At 69.8% G+C, this 24530-nt stretch carries 26 protein-coding genes; 12 read left to right on the top strand and 14 right to left on the bottom strand.

Annotated features, from left to right (window positions below):
* Nucleotide 1: 1 nt before the first annotated feature.
* The 3 genes from AB0B86_RS13910 to AB0B86_RS13900 all read right to left on the bottom strand — a co-directional run bounded on the left by AB0B86_RS13910 (nt 2) and on the right by AB0B86_RS13900 (nt 3821).
* Nucleotides 2–892 (bottom strand): ABC transporter ATP-binding protein, encoded by an 891-nt coding sequence (locus tag AB0B86_RS13910; protein ID WP_357418036.1) that lies wholly within the window; start codon nt 890–892, stop codon nt 2–4.
* 183 nt (nt 893–1075) lie between these two features.
* Entirely contained in the window at nt 1076–1939 is an 864-nt protein-coding gene (locus tag AB0B86_RS13905) for a hypothetical protein (RefSeq protein ID WP_357403629.1), read from the bottom strand.
* A 37-nt stretch (nt 1940–1976) separates the two neighbouring features.
* Nucleotides 1977–3821 carry a phosphoenolpyruvate carboxykinase (GTP) gene (locus AB0B86_RS13900; protein WP_357403631.1) on the bottom strand — a complete coding sequence of 615 codons (1845 nt, stop codon included), beginning with the start codon at nt 3819–3821 and terminating at the stop codon, nt 1977–1979.
* 427 nt (nt 3822–4248) lie between these two features.
* Between AB0B86_RS13900 and AB0B86_RS13895 the strand changes: the two genes are divergently transcribed.
* The 3 genes from AB0B86_RS13895 to AB0B86_RS13885 all read left to right on the top strand — a co-directional run bounded on the left by AB0B86_RS13895 (nt 4249) and on the right by AB0B86_RS13885 (nt 6275).
* Nucleotides 4249–4797, top strand: a complete 549-nt coding sequence (locus AB0B86_RS13895; RefSeq protein ID WP_357403633.1) for a GtrA family protein — start codon at nt 4249–4251, stop codon at nt 4795–4797.
* A 63-nt stretch (nt 4798–4860) separates the two neighbouring features.
* Entirely contained in the window at nt 4861–5559 is a 699-nt protein-coding gene (locus AB0B86_RS13890; RefSeq protein ID WP_357403635.1) for a GtrA family protein, read from the top strand.
* Nucleotides 5556–6275, top strand: coding sequence for a MaoC/PaaZ C-terminal domain-containing protein (locus AB0B86_RS13885; RefSeq protein WP_357403637.1), 720 nt, complete (start codon nt 5556–5558; stop codon nt 6273–6275). The genes AB0B86_RS13890 and AB0B86_RS13885 overlap by 4 nt, the downstream gene beginning before the upstream one ends.
* A 102-nt stretch (nt 6276–6377) precedes the next feature.
* Here the strand turns inward: AB0B86_RS13885 and AB0B86_RS13880 are convergent, their stop codons facing one another.
* Together AB0B86_RS13880 and AB0B86_RS13875 are read right to left on the bottom strand one after the other, a co-directional pair.
* Nucleotides 6378–6950, bottom strand: a complete 573-nt coding sequence (locus AB0B86_RS13880; RefSeq protein WP_357403639.1) for a PH domain-containing protein — start codon at nt 6948–6950, stop codon at nt 6378–6380.
* Nucleotides 6951–7136: 186 nt separating this feature from the next.
* Complete coding sequence (locus AB0B86_RS13875; protein ID WP_357403641.1) at nt 7137–8012, bottom strand: biotin--[acetyl-CoA-carboxylase] ligase; 876 nt, start codon at nt 8010–8012, stop codon at nt 7137–7139.
* Nucleotides 8013–8096: 84 nt separating this feature from the next.
* Between AB0B86_RS13875 and AB0B86_RS13870 the strand changes: the two genes are divergently transcribed.
* A complete protein-coding gene (locus AB0B86_RS13870) occupies nt 8097–9680 on the top strand; it encodes an acyl-CoA carboxylase subunit beta (RefSeq protein ID WP_357403643.1) in 1584 nt (527 codons plus the stop codon).
* A gap of 11 nt (nt 9681–9691) precedes the next feature.
* Here the strand turns inward: AB0B86_RS13870 and AB0B86_RS13865 are convergent, their stop codons facing one another.
* The 4 genes from AB0B86_RS13865 to AB0B86_RS13850 all read right to left on the bottom strand — a co-directional run bounded on the left by AB0B86_RS13865 (nt 9692) and on the right by AB0B86_RS13850 (nt 12994).
* Complete coding sequence (locus AB0B86_RS13865; protein ID WP_357403645.1) at nt 9692–10546, bottom strand: hypothetical protein; 855 nt, start codon at nt 10544–10546, stop codon at nt 9692–9694.
* Complete coding sequence (locus AB0B86_RS13860; protein ID WP_357418033.1) at nt 10539–11039, bottom strand: SigE family RNA polymerase sigma factor; 501 nt, start codon at nt 11037–11039, stop codon at nt 10539–10541. Before AB0B86_RS13860 ends, AB0B86_RS13865 begins: the two co-directional genes overlap by 8 nt.
* A 62-nt stretch (nt 11040–11101) precedes the next feature.
* The gene (locus AB0B86_RS13855; RefSeq protein ID WP_357403649.1) at nt 11102–12085 is read right to left on the bottom strand and encodes a 2-dehydropantoate 2-reductase N-terminal domain-containing protein; all 984 of its coding nucleotides are present in this window, start codon (nt 12083–12085) and stop codon (nt 11102–11104) included.
* 165 nt (nt 12086–12250) lie between these two features.
* On the bottom strand, nt 12251–12994 hold the full coding sequence (locus AB0B86_RS13850) for a M50 family metallopeptidase (RefSeq protein WP_357403651.1): 744 nt from the start codon (nt 12992–12994) through the stop codon (nt 12251–12253).
* A 101-nt stretch (nt 12995–13095) separates the two neighbouring features.
* Here AB0B86_RS13850 and AB0B86_RS13845 point away from each other — a divergent pair, with 101 nt between their 5' ends.
* Nucleotides 13096–13647: a Uma2 family endonuclease gene (locus tag AB0B86_RS13845; RefSeq protein WP_357403653.1), complete on the top strand. Its 552-nt coding sequence runs from the start codon at nt 13096–13098 to the stop codon at nt 13645–13647.
* Between the two features lie 125 nt (nt 13648–13772).
* Nucleotides 13773–14525, top strand: a complete 753-nt coding sequence (locus tag AB0B86_RS13840) for a GH25 family lysozyme (RefSeq protein ID WP_357403655.1) — start codon at nt 13773–13775, stop codon at nt 14523–14525.
* An 81-nt stretch (nt 14526–14606) separates the two neighbouring features.
* Here the strand turns inward: AB0B86_RS13840 and AB0B86_RS13835 are convergent, their stop codons facing one another.
* Nucleotides 14607–14834 (bottom strand): hypothetical protein, encoded by a 228-nt coding sequence (locus AB0B86_RS13835; protein WP_196928367.1) that lies wholly within the window; start codon nt 14832–14834, stop codon nt 14607–14609.
* 65 nt (nt 14835–14899) lie between these two features.
* Nucleotides 14900–16900: a protein kinase gene (locus AB0B86_RS13830; protein WP_357403657.1), complete on the bottom strand. Its 2001-nt coding sequence runs from the start codon at nt 16898–16900 to the stop codon at nt 14900–14902.
* A gap of 90 nt (nt 16901–16990) precedes the next feature.
* Here AB0B86_RS13830 and AB0B86_RS13825 point away from each other — a divergent pair, with 90 nt between their 5' ends.
* The 6 genes from AB0B86_RS13825 to AB0B86_RS13800 all read left to right on the top strand — a co-directional run bounded on the left by AB0B86_RS13825 (nt 16991) and on the right by AB0B86_RS13800 (nt 21768).
* On the top strand, nt 16991–17185 hold the full coding sequence (locus AB0B86_RS13825; protein ID WP_357418030.1) for an acyl-CoA carboxylase subunit epsilon: 195 nt from the start codon (nt 16991–16993) through the stop codon (nt 17183–17185).
* An 89-nt stretch (nt 17186–17274) separates the two neighbouring features.
* Entirely contained in the window at nt 17275–17733 is a 459-nt protein-coding gene (locus AB0B86_RS13820) for a hypothetical protein (RefSeq protein ID WP_357403661.1), read from the top strand.
* On the top strand, nt 17730–19097 hold the full coding sequence (locus AB0B86_RS13815; RefSeq protein WP_357418028.1) for a hypothetical protein: 1368 nt from the start codon (nt 17730–17732) through the stop codon (nt 19095–19097). The genes AB0B86_RS13820 and AB0B86_RS13815 overlap by 4 nt, the downstream gene beginning before the upstream one ends.
* An 11-nt stretch (nt 19098–19108) precedes the next feature.
* Nucleotides 19109–20245, top strand: coding sequence for a type VII secretion-associated serine protease mycosin (gene mycP / locus AB0B86_RS13810; RefSeq protein ID WP_357418118.1), 1137 nt, complete (start codon nt 19109–19111; stop codon nt 20243–20245).
* Nucleotides 20246–20449: 204 nt separating this feature from the next.
* Nucleotides 20450–21118, top strand: a complete 669-nt coding sequence (locus AB0B86_RS13805) for a Maf family protein (protein WP_357403665.1) — start codon at nt 20450–20452, stop codon at nt 21116–21118.
* Nucleotides 21115–21768 carry an O-methyltransferase gene (locus AB0B86_RS13800; protein WP_357403667.1) on the top strand — a complete coding sequence of 218 codons (654 nt, stop codon included), beginning with the start codon at nt 21115–21117 and terminating at the stop codon, nt 21766–21768. The genes AB0B86_RS13805 and AB0B86_RS13800 overlap by 4 nt, the downstream gene beginning before the upstream one ends.
* Nucleotides 21769–21969: 201 nt before the next feature.
* Here AB0B86_RS13800 and AB0B86_RS13795 read toward each other — a convergent pair whose 3' ends face one another.
* The 3 genes from AB0B86_RS13795 to AB0B86_RS13785 form a co-directional block, all read right to left on the bottom strand.
* Entirely contained in the window at nt 21970–22725 is a 756-nt protein-coding gene (locus AB0B86_RS13795) for an ABC transporter permease (protein WP_357403669.1), read from the bottom strand.
* A 17-nt stretch (nt 22726–22742) separates the two neighbouring features.
* Entirely contained in the window at nt 22743–23702 is a 960-nt protein-coding gene (locus AB0B86_RS13790; RefSeq protein ID WP_357403671.1) for an ATP-binding cassette domain-containing protein, read from the bottom strand.
* Between the two features lie 123 nt (nt 23703–23825).
* Nucleotides 23826–24434, bottom strand: coding sequence for a PadR family transcriptional regulator (locus AB0B86_RS13785; RefSeq protein WP_357403759.1), 609 nt, complete (start codon nt 24432–24434; stop codon nt 23826–23828).
* Nucleotides 24435–24530 lie beyond the last annotated feature (96 nt).

Genomic DNA, 24530 nt, shown 5'->3' with positions numbered 1-24530 from the left:
GTCAGTTGTCCCCTCCGGCGTCGGTGAGAGTGAGGAAGGCGGGCTCCAGCGCGACGGAGACCTCCAGTCCGCGGAAACCGCGGGTGCCCGCCAACGCGATGACTGTGGCGTCGGCATCGTCGGTGGTGAGCACCACCCGGTCGCCCCGCACCTCCACCGAGCGGACACCGGGCAGCGACTCCAGCCCGGTGATCGCTGCGCCGGCAACGTCGAAGGCGACGGCACGGCTACCCGCGAGGGCACGGATCTGGGCGGGCGGCGCGTCGGCAACCACCCGGCCGGCGGCCAGCACCACGATCCGATCGGCGTACTCGTCGGCCTCGTGCAACTGGTGCGTGCTGAACAGGACGGTGTTGCCCTCGGCGGCGTACCGGCGCAGGGCAGCCCAGAATTCCCTCCGGGCGGCGACGTCCATGCTCGCGGTGGGTTCGTCGAGGACCAACAGCTCCGGGCCGCCGGCCAACGCGAACGCGAACCGGGCCCGCTGCGCCTCCCCACCGGAGAGTCGGTCCAGCCGACGATTCGCCTGGCCGGTCAGCCCCGCCGTCGTCAGGATCCGATCGGTGGCCGACGGGCGCGGATACAACGCGCGGGCCAGCTCGATCACCTCTCGAACGGTGGCGGCGGACACGGCCCCGGCCCCCTGCGGCATCGCGCCGACCCGGCCGGCCCGGGCCGCCTCGGTGGGAGACCCGCCGAACAGGGCCACGGTCCCGGCATCGGCCAGGGCGAGACCGAGCATGATCGAGATGGCTGTCGTCTTGCCCGCGCCGTTGGGCCCGAGCAGCGCGACGATGCTGCCCCGCGCGATGCTCAGGTCGATGCCGGCAAGGGCTCGCACAGGTCCGAACGATCGGGTCAGTCCAGTGAGACGTACAACGATGTCACCCATGCCCAGAACGCTACGAACGCCCAGAGCCCGCCGGCAGAGCCGCCAATACCGGCCGGGCAGTGACAAATGTCCCAGGCTACCGCCCCCCGACCGCTATTTTGCACTTCTGTCGCCGCTTAGCACCTTTCGCACCTGTTTGTCGCGACAGAGCCGTGCAAGATCGACGGGGGCCAGGGTGGGGGGTCAGGGTGGGGTTGGGGCGGGGTGCGGGGCGTGGGCCGCGCGGCGCAGGCCGTAGAGCGTCAACGCCGCGGCGGCGAGCAGCGGGGCGCCGTCGCGGACCAGGCCGTCCACGCCCAGCAGCCACCAGCACAGCGGCAGATCCACGGCGAGCACTACCACTGTGACACCGACAAGCAGGCCCCGCGCCCAGTCCTTGCCGCGCATCAGGAACGCGGTGCAGAACAGCACCGCGTAGCTGGCCGCGATGCCGGCGCCGAACCAGAACAGCACGGCCGGCAGCGCGGTCAGTCGACCGTCCAGGATCGAACCACCGGCCACCAGGGCTGGCACCAGCATCAGTGGGCTGTAGGTGAACGCCGCCACCCGGCTGGTCAACAGCCAGGCGTTCGCCTCCGGCCGGCGCGGCGGGGTTTCCCGCCAGGAGAAACCGTCGCGGTCGATGACCAGCCGGGGCCGATGTCGGACGAGGTGCCCGGCGAGCGCCGACGAGCGGTACAACAGCCAGACCACCGCCACGCAGAGCGTGGTGAGCACGGCGAAGCCGAGCAGGCCGGGCAGCGGCGGCACCCCCTGCCGGGGCACGATCAGCCGCCCGACCGCGAAGACCGTGGTGACCGCGAGGATCAGCCCGAACGGGCGGGCCACCGTCCGACCCCGACGCACGTGCCCGATCAGCAACAGGAAGCCGAACGAGCGCAGCATCGCCCAGCCGGTCCGCACGGCCAGCCCGAAGCCCTGCTCCGGGGCGTACCACCAGTTGAGCAGCTCGACCACGACGGTGGCCGCGGCCGTGGTGGCGAGCAGGATGGTGAGCACCCGGACGGCGGACGGCCGCCGGACCTGGGTCTCGGCGGCCGTCCTCATGGGATCAGATGATGCCCGCGCGGGGCGATCTTCACACCTACCGCTGCGGCTGCGTGGCGTCCAGGCGGGCGCGCAGCGCGTCCAACTCGGCCCAGAGCACGCCCGGCAGCTTGTCACCGAACTTCTCGAACCACTCGGTGATCATCGGCAGCTCGTTGCGCCACTCGTCGGGGTCGACCTTCAGCGCGATGCGGACGTCCTCCGGGGTCATGTCCAGACCCTCGACGTCGAGCGCGTCCTGTGCCGGGACCATGCCGACCGGCGTCTCGACCGCGTCGGCAGTGCCCTCGATCCGCTCGACGATCCACTTGAGCACCCGGGAGTTCTCCCCGAAACCCGGCCAGAGGAACGAGCCGTCGGGGTCCTTGCGGAACCAGTTGACGTAGTAGATCTTCGGCAGCTTCGCCTCGTCGCCGTCGGTGCCCTTGCCCATCTCGATCCAGTGCCGGAAGTAGTCGCCCGCGTGGTAGCCGATGAACGGCAGCATGGCCATCGGGTCGCGGCGGACCACGCCGACCGCGCCGGACGCGGCGGCCGTCGTCTCCGACGACAGCGTCGCGCCCATGTAGACGCCGTGCACCCAGTCGCGGGCCTCGGTCACCAGCGGGATGGTGTCCTTACGGCGGCCACCGAAGAGGATCGCGTCGATCGGTACGCCGTTCGGGTCGAAGTACTCGTCGGCGAGGATCGGGCACTGGGTGATCGGGGTGCAGAACCGGCTGTTCGCGTGGGAGGAGAGGCTGTCGCTCTCCGGCGTCCAGTCGTTGCCCTTCCAGTCGATCAGGTGCGCCGGTGGCTCCCCCATGCCCTCCCACCAGACGTCCCCGTCGTCGGTGAGGCCGACGTTGGTGAAGACGGAGTTGCCCCGGTCCAGGGTGCGCATGGCGTTGGCGTTGGTCTTCCAGTCGGTGCCGGGCGCGACGCCGAACAGGCCGTACTCCGGGTTGACCGCGTAGAGGCGGCCATCCGGGCCGAACCGCATCCAGGCGATGTCGTCGCCGATGGTCTCGACCTTCCAACCCGGGATGGTCGGCTCCACCATGGCCAGGTTGGTCTTGCCGCAGGCCGAGGGGAACGCGCCGGCGATGTGGTGGACCTTGCCCTCCGGCGAGGTGATCTTGAGGATCAGCATGTGCTCGGCGAGCCAGCCCTCGTCGCGACCCATCACGCTGGCGATCCGCAGCGAGTAGCACTTCTTGCCGAGCAGCGAGTTACCGCCGTAGCCGGAGCCGTACGACCAGATCTCCCGGGTCTCCGGGAAGTGCGAGATGTACTTGGTCTCGTTGCACGGCCAGGCGACGTCCTGCTGACCGGGGGCGAGCGGGGCGCCGATCGAGTGCAACGCGTGCACGAAATTGGCGTCGTCGCCCATCGCCTCCAGGACGCGGGTGCCCATCCGCGTCATGATGCGCATCGAGGCGACCACGTACGGGCTGTCCGTGATCTCGACACCGAACATCGGGGACTCGGCCTCGACCGGGCCCATCACGAACGGGATCACGTACATGGTCCGGCCCCGCATCGAGCCGCGGTACAGCTCGGTCATCGTCCGCTTCATCTCGGCCGGCGCCATCCAGTTGTTGGTGGGGCCGGCGTCCGCCTCGTCGACGGAGCAGATGAAGGTGCGTTCCTCGACCCGGGCCACGTCGGTCGGGTCGGTACGCGCGTAGAACGAGTTGGGCTTCTTCTCCGGGTTCAGCCGGATCAGGGTGCCGGCTTCGACCAGCTCGTCGGTGAGGCGGCGCCACTCCTCGTCGGACCCGTCCACCCAGACGACCCGGTCGGGGGTGGTCAGTTCCGCGACCTCGCGGACCCAGGCGAGCAGTTTCGGATGGGACGTCGGGGCCTGATCAATACCCCGCACAACAGCCGGAGCAACCATGACACATCTCCTTGTGGTCGACGCTGACCGATCTATGGGATGCACGAGACTCGGCGGCGCGATGCGTCGCCTTCGTGGAAACCTGGGATTGGCCTCAGCGTAAACCGGGCAGCCTTCCGAGTCAGTGGGACTGGTTGTGAAGAACTGCACAAGCTACGGTCACGCTGCGGCATCACGATCTGATACCCGCTTTCCTGCGCAGTTTCACGCAAATCTTGTTGTGCACCCCGGCAGACGCTTGGTGTGGTCGGGCCGTGGACCTGCCCCGCCGACCGGTGCGTGGATTCCCGCTCCGAGCCGCGTCAGTCCTCCCAATTGGTTACGCTGCGTACGACGGTTTCGCGCACGGTGATCAGCTCCGTCGGCCGACCACGCCCGCTTGCGGTAGCTACCCCGCTGACCGGTCCAGAGCCGGTAGGCTCGCTCCGTGGCCGCCACGATGACCGGGGAGCAACCGGGTCCCCGGCAGACCCGACGGGGTCTCGCTGGCAAGCTGCTGGACCGCTTCGGTCACCTCGTCCGCGAGCTGAGCAAGTTCGCCACGGTGGGTGGCATCGCCTTCCTCGTCGACTTCGCGCTCTTCAACTACCTGACGAGCACCCGCGACGTCGAGGAGCTGACCGCGAAGACGGTCTCCACCGTCATCGCGGCCACCGTCGCCTTCGTGGGCAACCGGTTCTGGACCTGGCGGCACCGCCAGCGCAGCAACCCGGCCCGCGAGTACGCGCTGTTCTTCTTCTTCAACGTGGTCGGCCTCGGCATCGCGGTGGCCTGCCTGGCCATCAGCCGGTACGGGCTCGGCAGCATCTGGCCGGCAGTGTTCCAGACGCGCCTGGCGGACAACGTCGCCAGCTACATCGTCGGCACCGGCCTCGGCACGCTGTTCCGATTCTGGTCGTACCGGCGGTTCGTCTTCGTCGAAGCGGGAACCCGAACCGTTCCGCAGGTAAGACCCGACCCCGACCTCGGGGCGTGACCTGCCGCTCACCCCGTTTGGCCGGTGATCGCCGGTCACACCGACTGCCCTAAGGTGTTTCGCATGCGTCTTGTCCGTCTGCTGCCTGAGCGCTGGCAGAAGTTCATCCACGAGGCGCTCAAGTTCGGCATCGTCGGTGGCATCAACACCGTCATCAATTACGCGGTGTTCAATGCCCTTGCACTAACCGTTTTCGTCAACGGTCAGCTGAAGGCGACGGTGATTGCGACAGTCGTCGCCACTATCACCTCGTATCTGATGAATCGGCACTGGACGTACCGGGATCGCCCGAAATCGGCGTTGCGCCGGGAGTACGTCCTGTTCTTCCTGTTCAACGGGGCTGGCCTGCTCATCGAGCTGGGTGCCGTGGCGGCCGCCAAGTACGGCCTCGGCGTCCATGGCCTGCTGGCGCTGAACGTGGCAAAGACCGCCGGCGTCCTGCTGGCCACGCTGTTCCGCTTCTGGTCGTACCGGACCTTCGTCTTCCAGCCCGTCACTGGCGAGGACGAGACGAAGCCCGAGCCCACCTGGCACGACATCCCGCGCGACGAGTGGGACACCATGGCGGGGATGGACCCGGTCGCCGAGCTTGCCGAGTCCGTCTCGGAGTTGGAAGAGGCGGAGGCCGCGCGCCGCGCCGACCCACCGCCCGGCGCACCCACCCAGGGCCGCCCCCGCTTGAGTGTCAGCCCCGCCGCCGACCTTGACGCGGAACTCGCCGCGGAGTTGCACGTCGGCACTCGCCGCGCGCCCCGCCGGTGACGTCTCCCGACGCCCGCTCCGGCACCGGGCAACCCGCCGAGCTGTTCTTCGAAGATCTTGTCCCGGGGCTCACCGTCGACCTCGGTGTGGTCACCGTGGAGGGCGACGAGATGGTCGCCTTCGCCCGCCGCTTCGACCCGCAGTGGTACCACGTCGACGCCGACCTGGCCGGGGCCAGCCGGCACGGTGGGCTGATCGCCAGCGGCTTCTACACGGTAAGCCTGTTCATGCGCGCCTACGTCGACCATCTGCTGTCCCGGGCGGCCGCGGACGCGTCCCCCGGCCTGGAGGAGCTGCGCTGGCTCGCCCCGGTACGCGCCGGTGACCGGCTGGCCGTTCGGGTCGACGTGATGGGCGCCCGACCGTCGACCGCCCGTCCGGGGCTCGGCACCGTCAGCCTCACCGGCACCATGCTGCGTCTCGGCCCGGACGGCAGGCCCGAGCAGGAGGTGCTGCGGACCCGCTTCCGCGGCTGGTTCGCCGTCCGGCCAGCCGACGCCGACCCAGCCGCAGTTGACCCAGCCGCAGTTGACCCCACCGGGGCCGATCCAGCCGCAGCCGACCCCACCGCAGCCGGCCCGGCCAAGACCGACCCCGCCGAGGGTGGATCGTCCGACGCCGGCCCGTCGGCCGGTGGGCCAGCCGACGCGGGCCCGGCCGAGATCAGCCCCGAACGACCAGGAAACGGCCCGCCCCGGACCGAACCACCCGACTGACCCGCCCCGACCCTTGGGGTCCGGTTCATAAGAGCTGGCCGGCCGCCCTTATGAAACAGACCCTGGGCCCCAGGGGCGGGCCTCGACCGCGGTCGACCCGGATCAGGTGGTGGTGTCCCGCAGCGGCTTGCCCTCGCGCATGTCGGCGAGGATGTCGCGCATCTCCCCGTCGCCCAGCGAGTGCTTGTCGTGCTGCGCCTCGACCAGCTCGTAGAGGGTGGTCTGCACCCGGCTGACACCCGGCACGTCGGCGAGCACCGACTGGCCCCGTTCGCCTGCCGACTCGATGGTGAGCGTGCCGCAGCCGAGCAGACGCTCGACGAACCGCTGGTTCATCGAGTGGTCGTTGACCCGGGTGAGCGGGAGATCCCGCCGGTCGCGGGAGAAGACACCCTGCTGGATCAGCACCCGCTCGTTGGTGAACAGGTAGTGGGTGGTGCGCCAGACCAGGAACGGCCACAGCCCGAGCCAGAGCACCCCGACCAGGGCGATCACTCCGATCACGGCCAGCGCGATCGAACCACCGCTGCTCTCGGGCAACAGGAGCACACCGACCACCACCGCGGCGATGGCCAGCACCAGCACCACGATCGGCCGAATCAACGCCTTCCAGTGCGGGTGCAGATGGAGCACGACATGCTCGTCCGCGGTGAGCACGTCTTCAGGAAACGCCACGACAACCTCCATCGCCATTTTTCCGACGCGCAGACGGTAAGCCCCCAGGACGCGCCAGCACATCCGCCACGCGGCCCCACCCGAGTCTTCACGATCTTGCGCGCCGCTCGCCGCTCGCCGCGCGCCGCTCGCTGGCCTCCGCCCGTTCGACCCGGGGCAGCGGGCGCGGCGCCCCGGATCGGGTGGTCAGCGCAGGTGCAGGACGTCGCCGGCCGCGAGCGTCCGGGGCCCCGTCGGGGTGCTGAGCTGGAGTTGGCCGTCCGGGTCCACGCCGGTGGCGGTGCCGGTCAGGGTCTCGCCGTCGGGGAGCAGGACGCGTACCTCACGGCCGACCGTCGCGCAGGCCGCCAGGTAGGCGTCGCGCAGGCCGCTGGCCACCGCGTCCCCACCCGCCGAGCGCCAGCGGTCGTACCAGTCGGCGACCCCCCGCAACAGCGCCCGCAACAGCGGATCCCGGTCGGTCGCCGCCGCACCGGCCAGTTGGAGCGAGGTGGCCGACAGCCCGGTCGGGTTCACCGGCAACTCGTCGGCGCGCAGCGTCACGTTCAGCCCGATGCCCAGCACGATTGCCGGCGGCTGCTCCGGTGCCCGACCGGGCACCGCCTCGGCCAGCACGCCCGCGCACTTCGCGTCGTCGACAAGCAGGTCGTTCGGCCACTTCAGGGTGGCGTCCAGCTCGGCCAGCCGGGCCACCGCCTCGACCAGCGCCACGCCGGCCAGCAACGGCAGCCACCCGTACCCGGTGGGTGGCACCGGCAGCCAGTCGCGGTCCGGCACTGCCGCACCGGGCCGCAGCAGCACGCTCGTCGCGATGCCGGCCCGCGCCGGTGACTGCCAGACCCGTCCGCGCCGACCACGCCCGGCGGTCTGCCGCTCGGCCACCACCACCAGACCCTCGGGTTCGCCGGACCGGGCCGCCTCGGCCACGTCGGCGTTCGTGGAGCCGGTCTCGGCGCGCAACTCCAGGCGGGCCCACGGTCCGTTCGGCGCGACCAACGCCCGGCGCAGCCGGGCCGCCGACAGCGGCGGACGGTCCAGATCGGTGTACGGGGAGCCCGACATTCCGCCAGCCTACGACGGTGGCGGCGTCGACACTGAGGGGTACTGCACAGCGGCACCTACCTGAACCATCGTTATATTCCGTGGGTGACTACCGAGACCGGGACCAACATCCACAGCACCGCGGGCAAGCTGGCGGACCTGGAGCGCCGGGTCGACGAGGCGGTGCACGCCGGGTCGGCCCGTGCCGTGGAGAAGCAGCACGCCCGCGGCAAGAAGACCGCCCGCGAGCGGATCGAGATGCTGCTCGACGAGGGCTCCTTCGTCGAACTCGACGAGCTGGCCCGGCACCGCTCCACGGCGTTCGGGCTGGAGCGCAACCGCCCGTACGGCGACGGTGTGGTCACCGGCTACGGCACTGTCGACGGCCGGCAGGTGTGCGTGTTCGCGCAGGACTTCACGGTCTTCGGCGGTTCGCTCGGCGAGGTCTTCGGCGAGAAGATCGTCAAGGTGATGGATCTGGCCATGAAGATCGGCTGCCCGGTGGTCGGCATCAACGACTCCGGCGGTGCCCGCATCCAGGAGGGAGTGGTCTCGCTCGGTCTCTACGGCGAGATCTTCTTCCGCAACGTGCGGGCCTCCGGTGTCATCCCGCAGATCTCCCTGGTGGTCGGGCCCTGCGCGGGCGGCGCGGTCTACTCCCCGGCGGTCACCGACTTCACGGTGATGGTCGACCAGACCTCGCACATGTTCATCACCGGCCCGGACGTGATCAAGACGGTGACCGGCGAGGACGTCGGCATGGAGGAGCTGGGCGGGGCCCGCACGCACAACACGCGCAGCGGCAACGCGCACTACCTCGCCACGGACGAGGACGACGCCGTCGACTACGTCAAGGCGCTGCTGTCGTACCTTCCGTCGAACAACCTCGACGAGCCGGTGGTCTTCGAGGCGCCGGCCGACCTGGCGATCAGCGACGAGGACCGGGAGTTGGACACGCTGATCCCGGACTCGGCCAACCAGCCGTACGACATCCACACCGTCATCGACCACGTCCTGGACGACGGGGAGTTCCTGGAGGTCCAGCCGCTCTACGCGCAGAACATCGTCATCGGCTACGGCCGGGTCGAGGGCCGGCCGGTGGGCGTGGTCGCCAACCAGCCGATGCACTTCGCCGGCACCCTGGACATCGCCGCGTCGGAGAAGGCCGCCCGGTTCGTGCGCACCTGCGACGCGTTCAACATCCCGGTGCTGACCTTCGTGGACGTGCCCGGCTTCCTGCCCGGCACCGGCCAGGAGTGGGACGGCATCATCCGCCGGGGCGCCAAGCTCATCTACGCGTACGCCGAGGCGACAGTCCCGAAGGTCACCGTGATCACCCGCAAGGCGTACGGCGGGGCGTACGACGTGATGGGTTCCAAGCACCTCGGCGCGGACCTGAACTTCGCGTGGCCGACCGCCCAGATCGCGGTGATGGGCGCGCAGGGCGCGGTGAACATCCTCTACCGCTCCGAGCTGGCCGGTGCCGACGATCCGGCGGCGGTCCGGGCCGAGAAGATCGCCGAGTACGAGGACACCCTGGCCAACCCGTACGTGGCCGCCGAGCGCGGGTACGTCGACGCGGTGATCCCGCCGCACGAGACGCGTACCCAGATCGTCCGCGCACTGCGGGTGCTGCGCACCAAGCGGGAGACGTTGCCGCCGAAGAAGCACGGCAACATCCCGCTCTGATCGGGCCGGGGTCAGCAGGCCGGGTTGGCGGCGACGCACATCCGGCGCGCGGCGACCTCCGCCAGCTCGCGTAGTTCCCGCTCGGTGCCGGCCTGCCCCAGGCTGAGCACGGTGATCAGATCGCCCACCCGGACCACAGCCGTGGTGGTCGGCCGGGGGGCCGCACCGATCGGCTCGCCCGTCTTCTGGTCGACGGGCGGCGAACCGGTGTGCCGCAGCAGCGCGGCCCCGTCGCCGGCGAAACCCCGTTGGACCACCGTCCAGCGGTGCGTCGCCGCTCCGGTGCCCGTCGCACCCCCCACCTTGTACCCTCCGACGCTTGTCCACTCGGCGCACGGGGCGACCACGTCGTCCAGGGTGGCGAGCAACTGGACGGCCTCGTCGGGAGTCAGCCGGAAGAGATCCTGCGTGACCAGACCGTCCGCCTCGGTGAGGATCGTCGAAGCTCGCTTCGGCAGCAGGGTCTGCGAGCGGGACAGGATCGACATCTGCCAGCCGTCCGACAGCCCCTGGCTCGTCCGGCACGAGCCGAGCATCGAATCCAGCAGCACCGGCTCGCCCAGCCCTGACTGGCTGAGCTGCACGTGAACCGGCTGCGGCAGGTCGGCCGGCTGCAACAGGGCGTCGGTGGTGATCTCGTGCCGGGCCGGCGGGGCCGAGGCGACCGGCTGAACCGGTGGCGGGGACTGCCGCGGCGCGGCGACCGCCACGGCGGACACCCCGGCGACGGCCAGCACGACGGTGGCCACCACCACTCGGCGCTGGCTGCGGCGGCGGGCCCTGGAACGGAGTTCCTCCGGGGCCAGCCAGCGCACGTCCCGCAGGTCCCGCTGAACCTGTTCGACGAATCCCGGTTCGTCACGCATCGGTGGCCTCCTCCAGATCAGAGACGGCAAGCAGCCCGGCGAGCGCGGTCCGCCCCCGGGAGAGTCTGGCCTTGACCGTGCCCACCGGCGCGGCGGTCTCCCGTGCCACCTCGGCGACCGGCATACCCATCAGGTAGTAGAGGGCGATCGCGGTGCGTTGCTCCTCGGGCAGCCGACGCAGGGCGGCCACCACCTCGACGGTGTCGGTGCCCGGCCCGGGAACGGTTTCGGTGGCCCCGTGCCGCAGGTACGCGCGGGCGCGGCTGCGCAGACTGCGCCACCGGCTGACCGCGATCCGGCTGGCCACCACCCGCACCCACGCCTCCGGTTCGTCGTACGCACGGACCGTCGACCAGCGCTGCCACGCCCGGATGTACGCCTCCTGCACGGCGTCCTGAGCCTCGACCCGGTCACCGGTCAGGGCGTAGACGAACCCGAGCAGCCGTTGCCGGCTCCCCCGGTAGAACTCGTCGAACTCGTCGACGTCCGGCACCCGCTACCTCCCCGTGTCGGTCGCAGGGAACACGCGCCGCGACGGGCCGTCGGTTGCCCCGATCAGGAGATCATCTTGTCCAGTTCGGCGAGCGGGAACGCGCCGGCCGCGATCCGCTCCCGAACCGCCCGGCGTACGGCCCGCTGGACGGCCACGTTTGCCGGCGTCGGTACGCCGTGCAGCCGGCCGAGCAGCGCGATCTCACCGTTGAGGTGGTCGACCTCTGTCGAGCCGGCGCCCCGGGCCAGACTCTGCCAGGTGGAGCCACCGGAGCGGGCCTCGCCGTCGACCGGGCGGTGCTGCACCAGGTCACCGCGTTCGGCCTGCTCCTGCTCCGGCGTGGTGTGCGCGATCCCGGCCGCGGCAAGCGCGGCGACACCTTCGGCGCGTACCCGCTCGGCCAACGCGTCCGGGATGTCCCGGCCGAGCAGCGCCTGGAGGCCGTTGCCGAGGTTGCTGAGCAGCTTGCCGTACTTCCAGCGCAGCACGTCCGCGCGGACCGGTGCGACGAACCCGGCGGCGCGCAGATCGGCGGCGATGGCCCGGTCGGTGTCGTCGGCCCTCTCCGGGTACCGTCCGATGTGGAGCATCCCCGGGTGCGGGTAGCCGTTGGCAACCACCACACCCGGGTCCAGGTGGGTGGCCGGCAACCAGACGCAGACCGGGTGCACGTCGGCGAAGAGCCGCAGCGCGGCCCGCTCGTTCGCCACCCCGTTCTGGGCGGTCACCAGGGGCAGCCGCTCTCCCGCCGTGCCGCCACCGACCACCGGCGCGTCCACCCAAGCGGCCAGCGCAGCTGCGGTGTCCTGCGACTTGACGGTGAGGATCAGCACGGTATCCGCCGGCAACGGCTGGTCGCCGGGCCCGGCCAGGGCGGCGAGCCGGGCGGTGACCTCCCCGTCGGGCTGCCGCAGGGTCAATCCCCGCGCCCGGATCGCCTCCAGGTGGGCACCACGGGCCACCACTGTCACGTCCCGCCCGGCCCCAGCCAGCCGCACGCCGATGGTCCCGCCAACCGCCCCAGCCCCGACAATCACGTATCGCATGCGCCTAATCCTCCCCTCCCCGCCCCCCGTCCCGCCCCACCCTCCAACCCCGTCGATCATGGAGTTGTGGTGCCCGAGTCAGGAGTTTTTGCGGCTTTTATTACCACCACAACTCCATGATCGACCGCGTGAGGGGGCGGGGGTGGGGGCGGGGGCGGGGGGCGGTCAGAGCGTGGGGTCGGGGTTGGTGACGATGGGGCCGGCTAGCAGGAGCGCCCCGGCGACCAGGGCGAGCACGTTGACAATGGCGAAGACCGTCACCCAGAAGAACGCCGGAAACGGGGTGAGGCCGGCGAGCTGGTCGGCGTCGGAGGCGGGCATCCGGCCCCGCGACCGCAGCCGTTGCAGCTCGACCACCGGTCGCACCCCGCCGAGCAGCAGGAACCACACCCCGGTGTACGCGAACGCGGCCTGGACCTGCGGTGTCGCGTACCACGAGACGGCGAACACCAACGCGCCGGTGACAAGCAGTGACACCACGCCGAAGGCGTTGCGGATCATGATCAGCATGGCGAGCAACAGCACCACCGCCACCCAGAGCAGCAGGGTGATCCGGTTGCCGCCGAGCAGCCAGGCACCGGCCAGCCCGACCAGCGGCGGGGCGACGTAACCGGCGAGCAGGGTGAGGATCATGCCCGGTCCGGTGGGACGGCCGGCGGAGAGCGTCAGGCCCGAGGTGTCCGAGTGCAGCCGGATGCCGCGCAGCTTGCGGCCCGTGAGCAGGGCGACGAGGGCGTGCCCACCCTCGTGCGCGATGGTGATGGCGTTGCGGGCGATCCGCCACGGCAGCCGGGTCGACACCACCACCAACGCGACAGCCGCGGTGATCAGCACCAGCAGCGGGGGCGGGTCCGGCTGAGCGCCGAACAGCGTGTCCCACTTCTCGCCCAGCCCGTCGATCGACATCATGGGGCGCGAGCCTACCGGCGGCGTTCCGGGTCGCTCCCGGAGCACCGGCTCGTATCCTGGAAGACTGATCGGGTGGCGAGTGAAACGGGAGGTGAGCGCCGATGAGTGCGGAACCCCTGGAACACCACGTCGGGCTCTGGACCGAGGCCGATTATTTCGCCCTGGGCGAGACGCCGGACCGCATCGAACTGCTCGACGGGAGCCTGCTGGCGAGCCCTGCCCCGAGCCGACGGCACCAGCGGGTGTCGCGCCGGCTGGCGAACAGCATCGAGGCCGCAGCAGATCCCAATGGCCTCCTGGTCTACGACGCGATCAACGTCCGGCTCGGCATCGACCGGGTCGTCATACCGGATCTCGTCGTGACCGACTTGGACGACGAGGGCACTTTTCTCGACGCCGACCGGGTGTGCCTGGTTGGGGAGGTCGTCTCGCCCGGCAACGCCGCCGCGGACCGGCTGGTCAAGATGCAGCTCTACGCCATCGCGCGGATCCCCTGGTATCTGCTTGTCGAGCAGGACGGCGACGACCATTCGTTGCGGCTGTTTCGGCTCGACGGTGAGCACTACGTCGAGGACCAGGTGGCCAAGCCCGGAGAGACGCTGAGCGTCGTCGAGCCGTTCCGTTGGCAGCTCGACCCGGCCACGCTGCGCTGACCCGTCCCGCCCCGGCCATCGGGCCTTCACGATCCGTCAATGAAGCTTTTTTCAGTCACCCTTGCGATCTAGGGCACTTATCTCCAAAGATGGTTGTCGATAGAGCGACCCTCTTGGAGGCACTCATGGCCCGTACCCCGTCATCGCTGCGCCGCGCCCTCGCGGCCAGCCTCACCGTCCTCGCCACCGCGGCGGCGGCCCTGGTCGCGACCGCCGGACCGGCCGCCGCCGCCACCACAGCCGGCGTCGACGTGTCCCGCTACCAGGGCAGCATCAACTGGACAAGCGTCCGCAACGCGGGTATCGAGTTCGCGTTCATCAAGGCGACCGAGGGCACCAGCTACAAGGACCCCAACTTCAACGCCAACTACGTCAACGCGTACAACGCCGGGGTGATCCGCGGGGCGTACCACTTCGCCCGGCCCAACATCTCCGCCGGCTCCACCCAGGCCAACTACCTGGCCTCCAACGGCGGCGCCTGGTCGGCGGACAGCCGCACCCTGCCCGCCGCGCTGGACATCGAGGGCAACCCGTACGCCGGTGGCTACTGCTACGGCCTCAGCACGACCGGCATGCGCAACTGGGTACAGGACTTCCTGAACACCTACCGCTCCCGCACCGGCCGGTACGCGGTCATCTACACCACCACGAGCTGGTGGAACCAGTGCACCGGCAGCTGGACCGGCCCGTGGGCGAACCACCCGCTCTGGCTGGCCCGCTGGGCGAGCGCGCCCGGCACCCTGCCGGCCGGCGCTCCGGTGTGGAGCTTCTGGCAGTACACGAGCAGCGGCGCCGTCTCGGGGATCAGCGGCAACGTGGACCGGAACTACTGGAACGGTGACCGCAGCCGACTCATCGCACTGGCCAACAACACCTGATCGGGTCGTTGGCGGCAGCGGGATCGACGGTCACCACACGGTTGACAATCGGTCCGGCTGCCGCCACACACCGGTTGCGGGTCAGGCCCGCCGTCGGCTCAACGCCGGCACCACGGCTTCCTCGCGGGCCAGCGCGCCCCGGCGGGTCAACCGCCAGGCGGCCACGCCAAAGCCGGCAACGATCACGACGCCGAGCAGTGCGACGAGCACCGAAACCCCCGCGCTGACCAGCAGCAGGATCGCGTCGCCGAGCGCCACGAGCATCCACAGTGCCAGCCGAGGCCGGGTGTCCCTCCGTCGGTAACCCATGTCGTGCCTCCCTCCGTCGTCGACTGTCAATTACCCAGAACGACAGAGAGTCATGCGAATGAGTTTCAGTCCTGGCGGTCGGGCACGAACCCCTTGGCGATCCGGTCGAAGTTGGGCAGGTTGGCCTGCCAGTCCTTCTCCGCGATCTCCCACCGCAGTGCGTAGCCGCGGTTACTCGCAGTCACGAACCCGCGGTTACGAACGTGGATGCGCGTCCCGTCGCGGGTCTCCAGCCACTCCCAGTCGGCGCAGGTCTTCCAGAAGTTGCAGTGCTCGATGCTGAGGTACTGGTAGTTCGTGACTTCGTCCTTGCGGTAGCCCTCGATGCTTTGCCAGTCGGCATATGCGTCCTTCTTCGGCGTGGGGGTCCACTGCACGAGCAGCTCCCCCGGCCCGTTGGACTCGTCGAAGACGACGGTGTCGCTGCGGGGCTGCCGGCGCACCCAACCGTCGGGGATCGGCAGGGCGAAGCCGGCCGGGTCCTTGTGCAGCTTCCAACCCGCCGGCAACGCGTTCGGGTCGACCGAGGGCGAGGCCGAAGGTGTCGGACTCGGTGCGCCAGCGGTGGGTGGGGGCACCGCAGCGGCCGAGGTCGGCGCCGCTGCCGATGTCGCGGCGGCCCCGGTCGGGTCGGCCTGCGGGGTCTTGTCGTCGTCGCCTTTGCTGAGCAACGGCACGACCACCGCGAGGCCGATCAACAGCAGGACGACCACCGCCCCGATCAGCAGGTTGCGCCGGGTGTTGTCCGGCTTCGTGCCGTCCTGCAGCGGCACCGCCGCACGACCGGAGGGACCCACCGGGGGCATCAGCGCCGTGGGCGTCGACGGCTTGCGCTGCTCCGGTGCCACCGGCGGACCGTCGACGACAGTCGGCTCGTCGTCGTCGGTCGTCGTACCCCCGCCGGTCGTGTCGCTCGTCGCCGTGACCTTCGCGGTCGGGTCGGCGTCGGACGAGGCCGGTCGGTCGATCGTGGCGGTCGGCTCCGACGTGGCCGGGTCGGCGGCCGCACCGGACGCAACCACTGCGGTGGGGGTGGCGTCGGTGGCCGTCGGCGTGGCGGCGGCCGGAGCCGGGTCAGCGGCCGGGGTGACGGCGGCGGCCGAAGCGGCGGCGGCCGGTGGCGGCGACACCGGGCGGTCGGCCCGCTCGGCCGGTCGCGGTGCCGGCACCAACGGCGGGCGCGGCTCGCGCGGACCGTTCGGCCCCGGTCGGCGTACGCCATCAAGCAGCGAGATCCCCCGCGCACGCTTGCCACCGGCGCGGCGCAGCAGGCGTTCGGCCACCTCGGCGGTGATCCGCTCGTTCGGATCCTTCCGCAGCAGCCCGTTGAGCACCGCCTTGAGTGGACCGGCGTTCTTCGGCGGCGGAATCGGCTCCGTCGCCAGCGCCGCGAGGGTGCCGATCGCCGACGGCCGGGCGTAGGGCGACTTACCCTCGACCGCCGCGTAGAGGGTCGCGCCCAACGACCACAGGTCCGCCTCCGGACCGGCGGTGCCGTCGCGGGCCCGCTCCGGCGAGATGTACGCGGGCGAGCCCAGCACCATGCCGGTGCGGGTCACGTTCGGGTCGCCCGGGATGGTGGCGAGACCGAAATCGGTGAGCACCACCCGACCGTCCTCGCCCAGCAACACGTTGCCGGGCTTGACGTCGCGGTGCATGACGCCCGCCTTGTGCGCGGCGCTGAGCGCACCGAGCACGCCGAGGCCGATCTCCACAGTGCGGGCCACCGACACGGGACCATCTTCGGCGAGGGTGTCCTGCAACGACTTCGACGCCACGTACTCCATCACGATCCACGGATCGCCATCGGTGCGCAGCACGTCGAAGATGCGGACGACGTTCGCGTGGTTGAGGCGGGCGATGGCCCGCGCCTCCCGCAACGAGCGCTCGCGCATCTCCCGGCGCTCCTCGTCGGTGAGACCCGGCGGCGGCACCAACTCCTTGATGGCGACGTCCCGGTGCAGCACCTCGTCGCGCGCCTTCCACACCCGGCCCATGCCACCCTGGCCGAGCGGCGACAGAAGCCGGTATCGGTCAGCGACGAGTTGGGGAAGCGCGTTCGACATCGGTGAGACGGTACCCGGACCCGCCGACGCTCACACCGCCGGCACGCCACTGTCCGCATCCCGTAACTTCGCGCCGCGTACCCTGGCGTCATGTCTGCCGAAGAGCCGCTGTTCCGGGTCGTCCGGGGCGTGCCCACCGCGGAGGAATTGGCCGCCCTGGTGGGGGCGGTCATCATGCGATCCCGCCCTGCCGCCGCACCCACGCCGCCGGCCACGTCCGCCTGGGCGCGCAGCGGCCGGCCGGTCGGCCCCGGCGGGTGGCGCAGCACCGGCCTGCCCCGCTGACCCGACCCTCCCGGGCGGGGGCTGCCAGGGGCGCGTGCAGCGGTTACCCTCACTCAGGGAGACGGCGTCGTGACAGTTAGGGAGGGCCCGTGATCCCCGAAGAGGACCGGCCAGCGCCCTGGTTACGCGACTACGGCGGCATCGAGGCCGACATCAGCCAGCTCAGAGAGTTCGCCGACCGGCTCGCCGACGAGGTCGAGAGCAACTACGCGCCGCACCTTCCGTACATCGCCGAAGACATGTCCGCGCGGCTACCCAACCCGTGCGACGCCTTCATCGAGCTGGTCCACTTCCTGCACGCGCACCACGAGACACAACAGGCCACCGCCGACATGGTCTACGCGGTCCGCGGCGCCACCGGCCACCTGGCCGCCGCCGCCAACCAGGTCGCCACCCGGTACGCCGACAGCGACGCCTTCACCGCCGCGCGAGTGGTGGACGTCCGACAGGCCCTCGCCGACCCGACAAGCATGCTGCCCGGCGGCCCGACACCGCTGCTTACCGACCCGACCGGCCCCGACGTCGAAGGCCCGGTGATCCTGCCATGATCGAACGGGGCGCCGGCCGCACCTCCGGCCTCACCGACTGGCAACTGATGGACGTCAACAGCATGTGGGCGTGCCTTCAGGACCACGACACCGACAACCACTGGAAGCAGGTCGCCGGCTGGCGCAAGGTCTGCGACCTGGCGCAAACCCACCTCAGCCGCCTCCAGGAATACCGGCGCGGGCTCGCCGCGGCATGGCCGCCCGAAACCAGCGCCGCCGCCAGCGTCTACCTCGCCGAACTCGACGAGCTGATCGACAAGGTGCAGCGCACCCACGACGCCGCCGCCGCGAACTACACGGCGCTCGCCGCCGCCACCCAGGCCATCGGCACCACCCGCGCCGCGCTCCGCAGGATCCACGAGGAGTACGCGACCAAGTCCCAACAGAAGCAGGCATTCGAATCGATGGCCGCCGACCCGAAGGCGGTGATGGGTAATCGGGTCACCGAAACGCCCGTTACCGACGGGGACCTGGAACGGCTCAACGTTCAGGCCCGGACAGCCATGTTCAACCTCAGCGGCGAACTCCAACAAGCCCAAGCAACCCTCCAAAAACCACCAGCAGTTAGGCCTCCGATTCAGGCCGGGGATCCCGACGCTTTAGGCGCTACGCCCACGGCGCCAATCATTCCGCCAATCCTGCCAATACCCATGCCAACAAGCGACAGCCGCACAGCAGGCCGACATATAGCACCCGATACGGGCACGCCGATCCCTCGGACGCAAGGCGTCGGGCCAGTGCTGGGAGGCGCAGTCGCTGGCCTAACGAGCAATCCCACAAACCCGAACGCAGCGCCCGCATTTCCGCCAGCATCGACTGGTCCAAGTTCAAGCCTAGCGATGCCACCCGGCGCGCCCTTGCCGTCCCGCCTCACGGGGAAATCGAATTCGAGCAACCAATTCACGGGCGATGCCCTAAGGCGGCCTCATACGTCGACGCCGCAACACTCAGTTCCTCGCGGCGGAGTAATCGGCAGCATGCCGAGTCCAGGCGGTGGCCCTGTTGGGCCCAATGCGACACAACCTCGCAAGATCAATCCGATTGGCGGAGTAATTGGTGGCGGCGGCGGGGCGGGCACCGGGCCCACGGGCGGCGCCGGCTCTCGCCCGGGTAGCGGCCGTTCACCTCTCGCCCCAATCGGCGGCCCAACCCCCATCGGCGGTGCCCCGACAATGGGCGGCAACCCAAGCGTCGGGCACCCCCCAGGACCACGGCGTCAAGATCAGGAATATAACAGCGATGCCGCGAGCCGGTGGGACGCGGACAATCCATGGGAGACCGACCAAGGGGTTCCTCCCATTGTTCAGTCAAGCGACGAGCAGGGCCCGATCGATCCCGGCCCGGCCATTGGCTTCAATCGGTGAGAACAGGGCCTATCGGGCTGGTAGCAGCGTTTTCTACAGTAGTCACCCTCGCAGCGCCGACAATGCTCGCCTCATCCCCGAGTCCAGCAACCCCCGCCGCATTAATCCGCGACAAGCAGTGGCACCTCGCCTACTTGAGGGCAACTGAGGCCCAGAAGGTGAGCCGCGGCTCCGGAGTCATTGTTGCTGTGCCAGATACCGGAGTAGATCCGCATCCCGACCTTCGGAATAATTTACTCCCCGGAAAGGACACCATTCCTGGAGGAGTCGGCGATGGCCGAAGAGACTTGGACAGTCATGGCACATCAATGGCAGGACTTATTGCAGCTCACGGCCAAGGGGGAAATTCGGGGGCCCTAGGCATAGCACCCGAAGCGAAGATTCTGCCTATATTCGATTCTCCGCCTGGCGGCAACGGCGAGCCCGACGATTTGGCACAAGGAATAGAATTTGCGATCGCGAACGGCGCGGATGTAATAAGCATTTCTTCTGTTGGGAGCAGCAGCTCAAGACTGCGTCAAGCGGTGCGCGCCGCCCGGGAATCAAACATTGTTATTGTGGCTGGTGTAGGCAACCTCCCTCGGGATCAAACCATTGGATACCCGGCAAGCGAAGAGGGCGTAATCGCCGTTGGGGGTATCGGTCGAGACGGACTGCATGCCGCCATCTCGGTGACCGGGCCCAGAGTCGACGTGGCTGCTCCCGCTGTTGACATCTACAGCACCAGTTACGACGGAAAGTATTCGAAGGGTACTGGCACATCTAGCGCCACGGCGATTGTGGCGGGGGCGGCGGCGTTGATTCGGTCCAAGTACCCGCACCTGCCGGCGCGGGAGGTGGCGCACCGGCTCACTGCGACGGCGATCGACAAGGGTGCGCCTGGGCGTGACGACGAGTACGGCTATGGCGTGATCGATCTGGTGGCGGCGCTGACTGCGGACGTACCGCCGCTGGGGTTTGAATCTGTGACCGCGTCGGCTGGTGCTGGCCCGACGACGGCTGTTGCACAGCCCGGCGGCGACGAGGGTGCCGCGACGGCGCGCGGGCTGGCCACGCTTGGGGTGATTTTGGCCGCGGGGGTCGGATGGGCGGTGGTGGCGCGGCGGCGTCGGCGCGGTGATGATCCGCCGCCCAGGATTAGCCGCTGATTGGTCGGCGGTCTGGCGATCAACTCGGGTTTCTTGATGTCGCGGTGTCCGGGTCGCTGGGATGCCCCGATATCAGCGAAGGCGAGTCGATCATCGCGCGGCGGGCGCGGCGGACAGCGGACAGCGGACACGGCGGGCGCGGGCGCGCGGTGGTTGCGTGGCGGGAGGTCGTTGTGGGGGTGGGTAGCCGGTAACGTCGGACGGGTGTCTGAGAATCTGCCGCTCCGCCTTGTGCTCGCCTCGGCGAGCCCCGCTCGTCGCAAGTCCCTCCAGGCTGCCGGGATTGAGCCAGATGTGCTGGTCAGCGGGGTGGACGAGTCGTTGGTGGTGACCGATCGGGCTGAGGAGTTGTGCCTGGAGTTGGCGCGGCTCAAGGCGCAGGCGGTGTTGACCCGGCTGAGCCCCGGCGCCGACCAGCGGACGCTGGTGATCGGCTGCGACTCGGTGCTCGAGTTCGACGGGGAGATTCTCGGCAAGCCAGCGGATCCGACGGACGCTACCGGGAGGTGGCTGCGGATGCGGGGGCGCAGCGGCGTGCTGCACAGTGGGCACTGCCTCGTCGACGTCACCGCCGGCCGGCGCGCGGAGGCGGTCGCCTCGACAATTGTCCACTTCGCTGACATCAGCGACGACGAGATCGCCGCGTACGTGGCAAGTGGCGAGCCGCTGGCGGTGGCCGGCGCGTTCACGATCGACGGGTTGGGCGGGCCATTCGTGGAGCGGATCGAAGGTGACCCGGGGACGGTGGTCGGGCTGTCGATGCCGTTGCTGCGTCGACTCCTCGCGGAACTCGGCCTACGGATCATTGACCTGTGGACGAAGGTCGCGCCGGGGGGTCAGTCGGTCGATCCGGTCGGTAACGTCCGGTCATGACCACCAAGTCGATCCCGCTGACTGACGAGCTGCACGCCTACCTGGTCGCCCACGGTTCCCCGCCGGACGAGATCATTCAGGATCTGGCCGAGGAGACCCGGTCGGTGCTGCCAGAACACGCCACGATGCAGGTGGCACCCGAGCAGGCGGCCTTTCTGACGTTCCTCACCCGGCTCCTCGACGTACGGCAGGCGGTCGAGGTCGGCACGTTCACCGGCCTCTCGTCGCTGGCGATCGCCCGTGGCCTACCCGAGGGCGGGCGGTTGACCTGCTTCGACATCTCCGAGGAGTTCACCGGCATCGCCCGGCGTTACTGGGCGCGGGCCGGCGTACAGGACCGGATCGAGCTGCGCATCGGCCCGGCCGGTGAGACGTTGCGGGAGTTACCGCACGAGCGCTACCTGGACTTCGCGTTCATTGACGCCGACAAGACGGGCTACCCGGTCTACTGGGCGGAGTTGGTGCCCCGGATGCGCCCCGGTGGAGTGATCGCAGTCGACAATGTCCTGCGCGGCGGACGGATCGTCGCGCCGCAAGACGAGGGCGACCGGGCGATCGCCGCGTTCAACGATGCGGTGTTGGCCGACGTACGGGTGGACCCGGTGATGCTGCCGATCGCGGACGGCCTCACCCTCGCCCGGGTGCGCTGAGCGGCGACGCCACCCCTTGATCCTCTCGGTTTCCTGAAAGTCGCGGCATCCCACGCGGTAGGACACCCCGACTTTCAGGAAACCGAGTCGATCACGCCGGGCCGGGCCGGCACTCCGAGCGACCGGGCCCGCCGAGCCAGCCAGGCACGCCGAGCCAACCGGGCACACCGAGCCGGCCGAGCACGGCCGGGCACGAGCGGGTCAGCGGACGCTGCGGGCGAACTGGCGGGCGGCCCAGTAGACGCCCAGCGCGGCGAGCACTGCGGTGATGCCGAGGCCCTGCCAGACCTTGTCGCTGGCCAGGTCACCGGCGAAGAGCGCCCGGGTGCCGTCGACCGCCCAGGAGAACGGGTTCCAGTTGGCGATGCCCTGCAACCAGCCGGGGGCGTAGGTGAGCGGCAGCAGGATGCCGGACAGCAACAGCACCGGCTGCGCCACCGTGTTCATCAGGGGAGCCAGCGCGTCCTCGCTCTTGACCTTGAGGGCGACGCCGTAGGAGACGGCCGAGGTCATGAGGGCGATCAGGGCGAGCATCAGGTACGCCAGCAGCAGGTCTCCGATGAACACCCGCAGGTCGAACAGGAGCGCCAGCAGGGTGATGATGACCGCCTGCACGATGAGCGACACGACGTCGCGCAGCGAGCGGCCGAGGAGCAGGGCGAACCGGCTGATCGGGGTGACCCGGGAGCGTTCGATGACCCCGGCGCGCAGCTCGGCGATCAGGCCGAAGCCCTGGAACAGCCCACCGAAGATCGCCAGTAGCACCAACAGACCGGGTACGAAGATCTTGTAGGCGGCGGCCTGGGTGGGCGCGTTCAGGGCCGGCTTGAGCAGCGGGGCGAAGAGCAGTAGGTACATGACCGGCTGGAACACCCCGACGAAGACCCATACCGGGTTGCGCAGCAGGAGTTGAGTCTGGCGTTGGAAGATCAGCCAGGTGTCACGGGCGAATTTCATGAGTGATCTCCGGATTGTCAGGACTCGCGCAGCGAGCGACCGGTCTTGGTGAGGAAGACGTCGTCCAGGCTGGGGCGGTGCAGCTCGATCGAGCGCAGCTCCAGGCCCGCGTGGTCGAGTCGGCGCAGCACCTGCGGGATGGCGGTGGCGCCCTCGTCGACGTAGAGGCGCAGGCCGCCCTCGTCGACGGTCTCCAGCTTGTTGACGAACGGTTCGCCGTCGAGGGCCTTGGCGGCCTGCGGGGTGGCGGTCAGGTCGAGGCCGACAAGCACCACGTCGCCGGAGATCTCGCGCTTGAGCTCGGTGGGGGTGCCCTCGGCCACGACCTCGCCGTTGTCCATGATCGCGATCCGGTCGCAGAGCGCGTCGGCCTCGTCCAGGTAGTGGGTGGTGATGAAGACGGTCATCCCGTCGGCGCGTAGCCGCCGGATCTCGTCCCACATGTGCGCGCGGCTCTGCGGGTCGAGGCCGGTGGTCGGCTCGTCCAGGAAGACGATCTTCGGCTCGTGGATGATGCCGAGGGCGATCTCGACCCGCCGACGCTGCCCGCCGGAGTAGGTCTTGCACTTGCGGTCCGCGTACTCGGAGAGCTGGAAGGCGTCCAGCGCGCGGACGGCGCGGCGCTGCGCGTCGGCCTTGCCGATGCCGTACATGCGGGCGTGCAGCACCAGCTCCTCGCGCGCGGTGGACTCGTCCCAGGTGCTGCCGCCCTGCGGGACGTAGCCGATGCGACGGCGTACCTCGGCCGGGTCCTTGCGGAGGTCCGCGCCGGCGATGGTGGCTTCGCCGCCGTCCGGCTCGATGAGCGTGGCGAGCATCCGCAGCGTGGTGGTCTTGCCGGCGCCGTTGGGACCGAGGAAGCCGAAGATCTCGCCCTCGGCGACCTCAAGGTTGACGCCCCGCACGGCGTCCACCGTCTTCGTCTCTCGACCCGCGCGGGAGCGGAACGACTTCCGCAGCCCCCTGGTCTCGATCATTTTCGCTCCTGGTCGTTCGGGCCGGTCGAGCCGGCCGCCGAGTGGGACGACGCCGGACGGCGCACTCCCCCGCTGTGCCACAGCAGGGTAACGCGATATAACTTTCTTAGTCAACGTTGATTATTACGCGCTGGGCGCGGGTCGCTCCTCGCCGTCCCGCCACCCCGACCAACCATCCGCGTTCTCCATCTGAGCAGGCAGGTACGACACACCGGACTCGACCCGTTCCGCGATTCGCTCGCACCACGCCACCTCCGCCTCGGCGCGGGCGGACCAGAGCTCCACCATCCAGCTGACGTGCACCGGCTTGGCGTTTCGGACCCAGTCCGATTCGAGCGAGGCACGCATCGAGGCGACGTTGGCCCGGAGCAGGTTGGCCCGGTTCCGCAGGGCGGCCGCCGCCTCCGAACGGGGCATCGCCGGCAGGAAGGAGAACGCCGCCGCGAACGGGTCGGGCGGCTCGCTGAGGTTCCACCAGAGGTTGCGCAGCAACGTCTCGAACTCGTCCTCCCCCTTGGGGGTCACCTCATAGGTCGTCCGCGCCGGACGTCCGCCGACCTGCTCGGTCGCGACGGCGTTGAGCAGCCCTTCCTCGGTCAGTTTGCGCAACGCGTGGTAGATCGAGCCGGGCTGCACGTTCGCCCACTTGTCGGCACTCCAGCTCAACAGCTCACGGCGCACGTCGTAGCCGTGCACGGGCTGCATCCACCGCACCAGACCAAGGATCATCATTCGAGTCGCAGACACCCCGCAAGCGTAATAGCCAAGTTTGACTATAGTGAGTGCCACATTCCACACTGAGCGATCGTTAGGGCAACCGAGGCGGCC

This window comes from Micromonospora sp. NPDC049047 (assembly GCF_040649135.1).
In the GTDB taxonomy this organism is placed as follows: Bacteria; Actinomycetota; Actinomycetes; order Mycobacteriales; family Micromonosporaceae; genus Micromonospora.
The sequence above is the reverse complement of the archived record's forward strand: the minus strand, read 5'-3'. Positions and strand labels throughout refer to the sequence as shown.

Excerpts from the sequence above, each read along its gene's own strand:
- AB0B86_RS13910 (WP_357418036.1), bottom strand. The coding sequence starts at position 892 with ATGGGTGACATCGTTGTACGTCTCACTGGACTGACCCGATCGTTCGGA.
- AB0B86_RS13905 (WP_357403629.1), bottom strand. The coding sequence starts at position 1,939 with ATGAGGACGGCCGCCGAGACCCAGGTCCGGCGGCCGTCCGCCGTCCGG.
- AB0B86_RS13900 (WP_357403631.1), bottom strand. The coding sequence starts at position 3,821 with ATGGTTGCTCCGGCTGTTGTGCGGGGTATTGATCAGGCCCCGACGTCC.
- AB0B86_RS13890 (WP_357403635.1), top strand. The coding sequence starts at position 4,861 with ATGCGTCTTGTCCGTCTGCTGCCTGAGCGCTGGCAGAAGTTCATCCAC.
- AB0B86_RS13875 (WP_357403641.1), bottom strand. The coding sequence starts at position 8,012 with ATGTCGGGCTCCCCGTACACCGATCTGGACCGTCCGCCGCTGTCGGCG.
- AB0B86_RS13865 (WP_357403645.1), bottom strand. The coding sequence starts at position 10,546 with ATGCGTGACGAACCGGGATTCGTCGAACAGGTTCAGCGGGACCTGCGG.
- AB0B86_RS13855 (WP_357403649.1), bottom strand. The coding sequence starts at position 12,085 with ATGCGATACGTGATTGTCGGGGCTGGGGCGGTTGGCGGGACCATCGGC.
- AB0B86_RS13850 (WP_357403651.1), bottom strand. The coding sequence starts at position 12,994 with ATGATGTCGATCGACGGGCTGGGCGAGAAGTGGGACACGCTGTTCGGC.
- AB0B86_RS13845 (WP_357403653.1), top strand. The coding sequence starts at position 13,096 with ATGAGTGCGGAACCCCTGGAACACCACGTCGGGCTCTGGACCGAGGCC.
- AB0B86_RS13840 (WP_357403655.1), top strand. The coding sequence starts at position 13,773 with ATGGCCCGTACCCCGTCATCGCTGCGCCGCGCCCTCGCGGCCAGCCTC.
- AB0B86_RS13835 (WP_196928367.1), bottom strand. The coding sequence starts at position 14,834 with ATGGGTTACCGACGGAGGGACACCCGGCCTCGGCTGGCACTGTGGATG.
- AB0B86_RS13830 (WP_357403657.1), bottom strand. The coding sequence starts at position 16,900 with ATGTCGAACGCGCTTCCCCAACTCGTCGCTGACCGATACCGGCTTCTG.
- AB0B86_RS13825 (WP_357418030.1), top strand. The coding sequence starts at position 16,991 with ATGTCTGCCGAAGAGCCGCTGTTCCGGGTCGTCCGGGGCGTGCCCACC.
- AB0B86_RS13815 (WP_357418028.1), top strand. The coding sequence starts at position 17,730 with ATGATCGAACGGGGCGCCGGCCGCACCTCCGGCCTCACCGACTGGCAA.
- AB0B86_RS13800 (WP_357403667.1), top strand. The coding sequence starts at position 21,115 with ATGACCACCAAGTCGATCCCGCTGACTGACGAGCTGCACGCCTACCTG.
- AB0B86_RS13795 (WP_357403669.1), bottom strand. The coding sequence starts at position 22,725 with ATGAAATTCGCCCGTGACACCTGGCTGATCTTCCAACGCCAGACTCAA.
- AB0B86_RS13790 (WP_357403671.1), bottom strand. The coding sequence starts at position 23,702 with ATGATCGAGACCAGGGGGCTGCGGAAGTCGTTCCGCTCCCGCGCGGGT.
- AB0B86_RS13785 (WP_357403759.1), bottom strand. The coding sequence starts at position 24,434 with ATGATGATCCTTGGTCTGGTGCGGTGGATGCAGCCCGTGCACGGCTAC.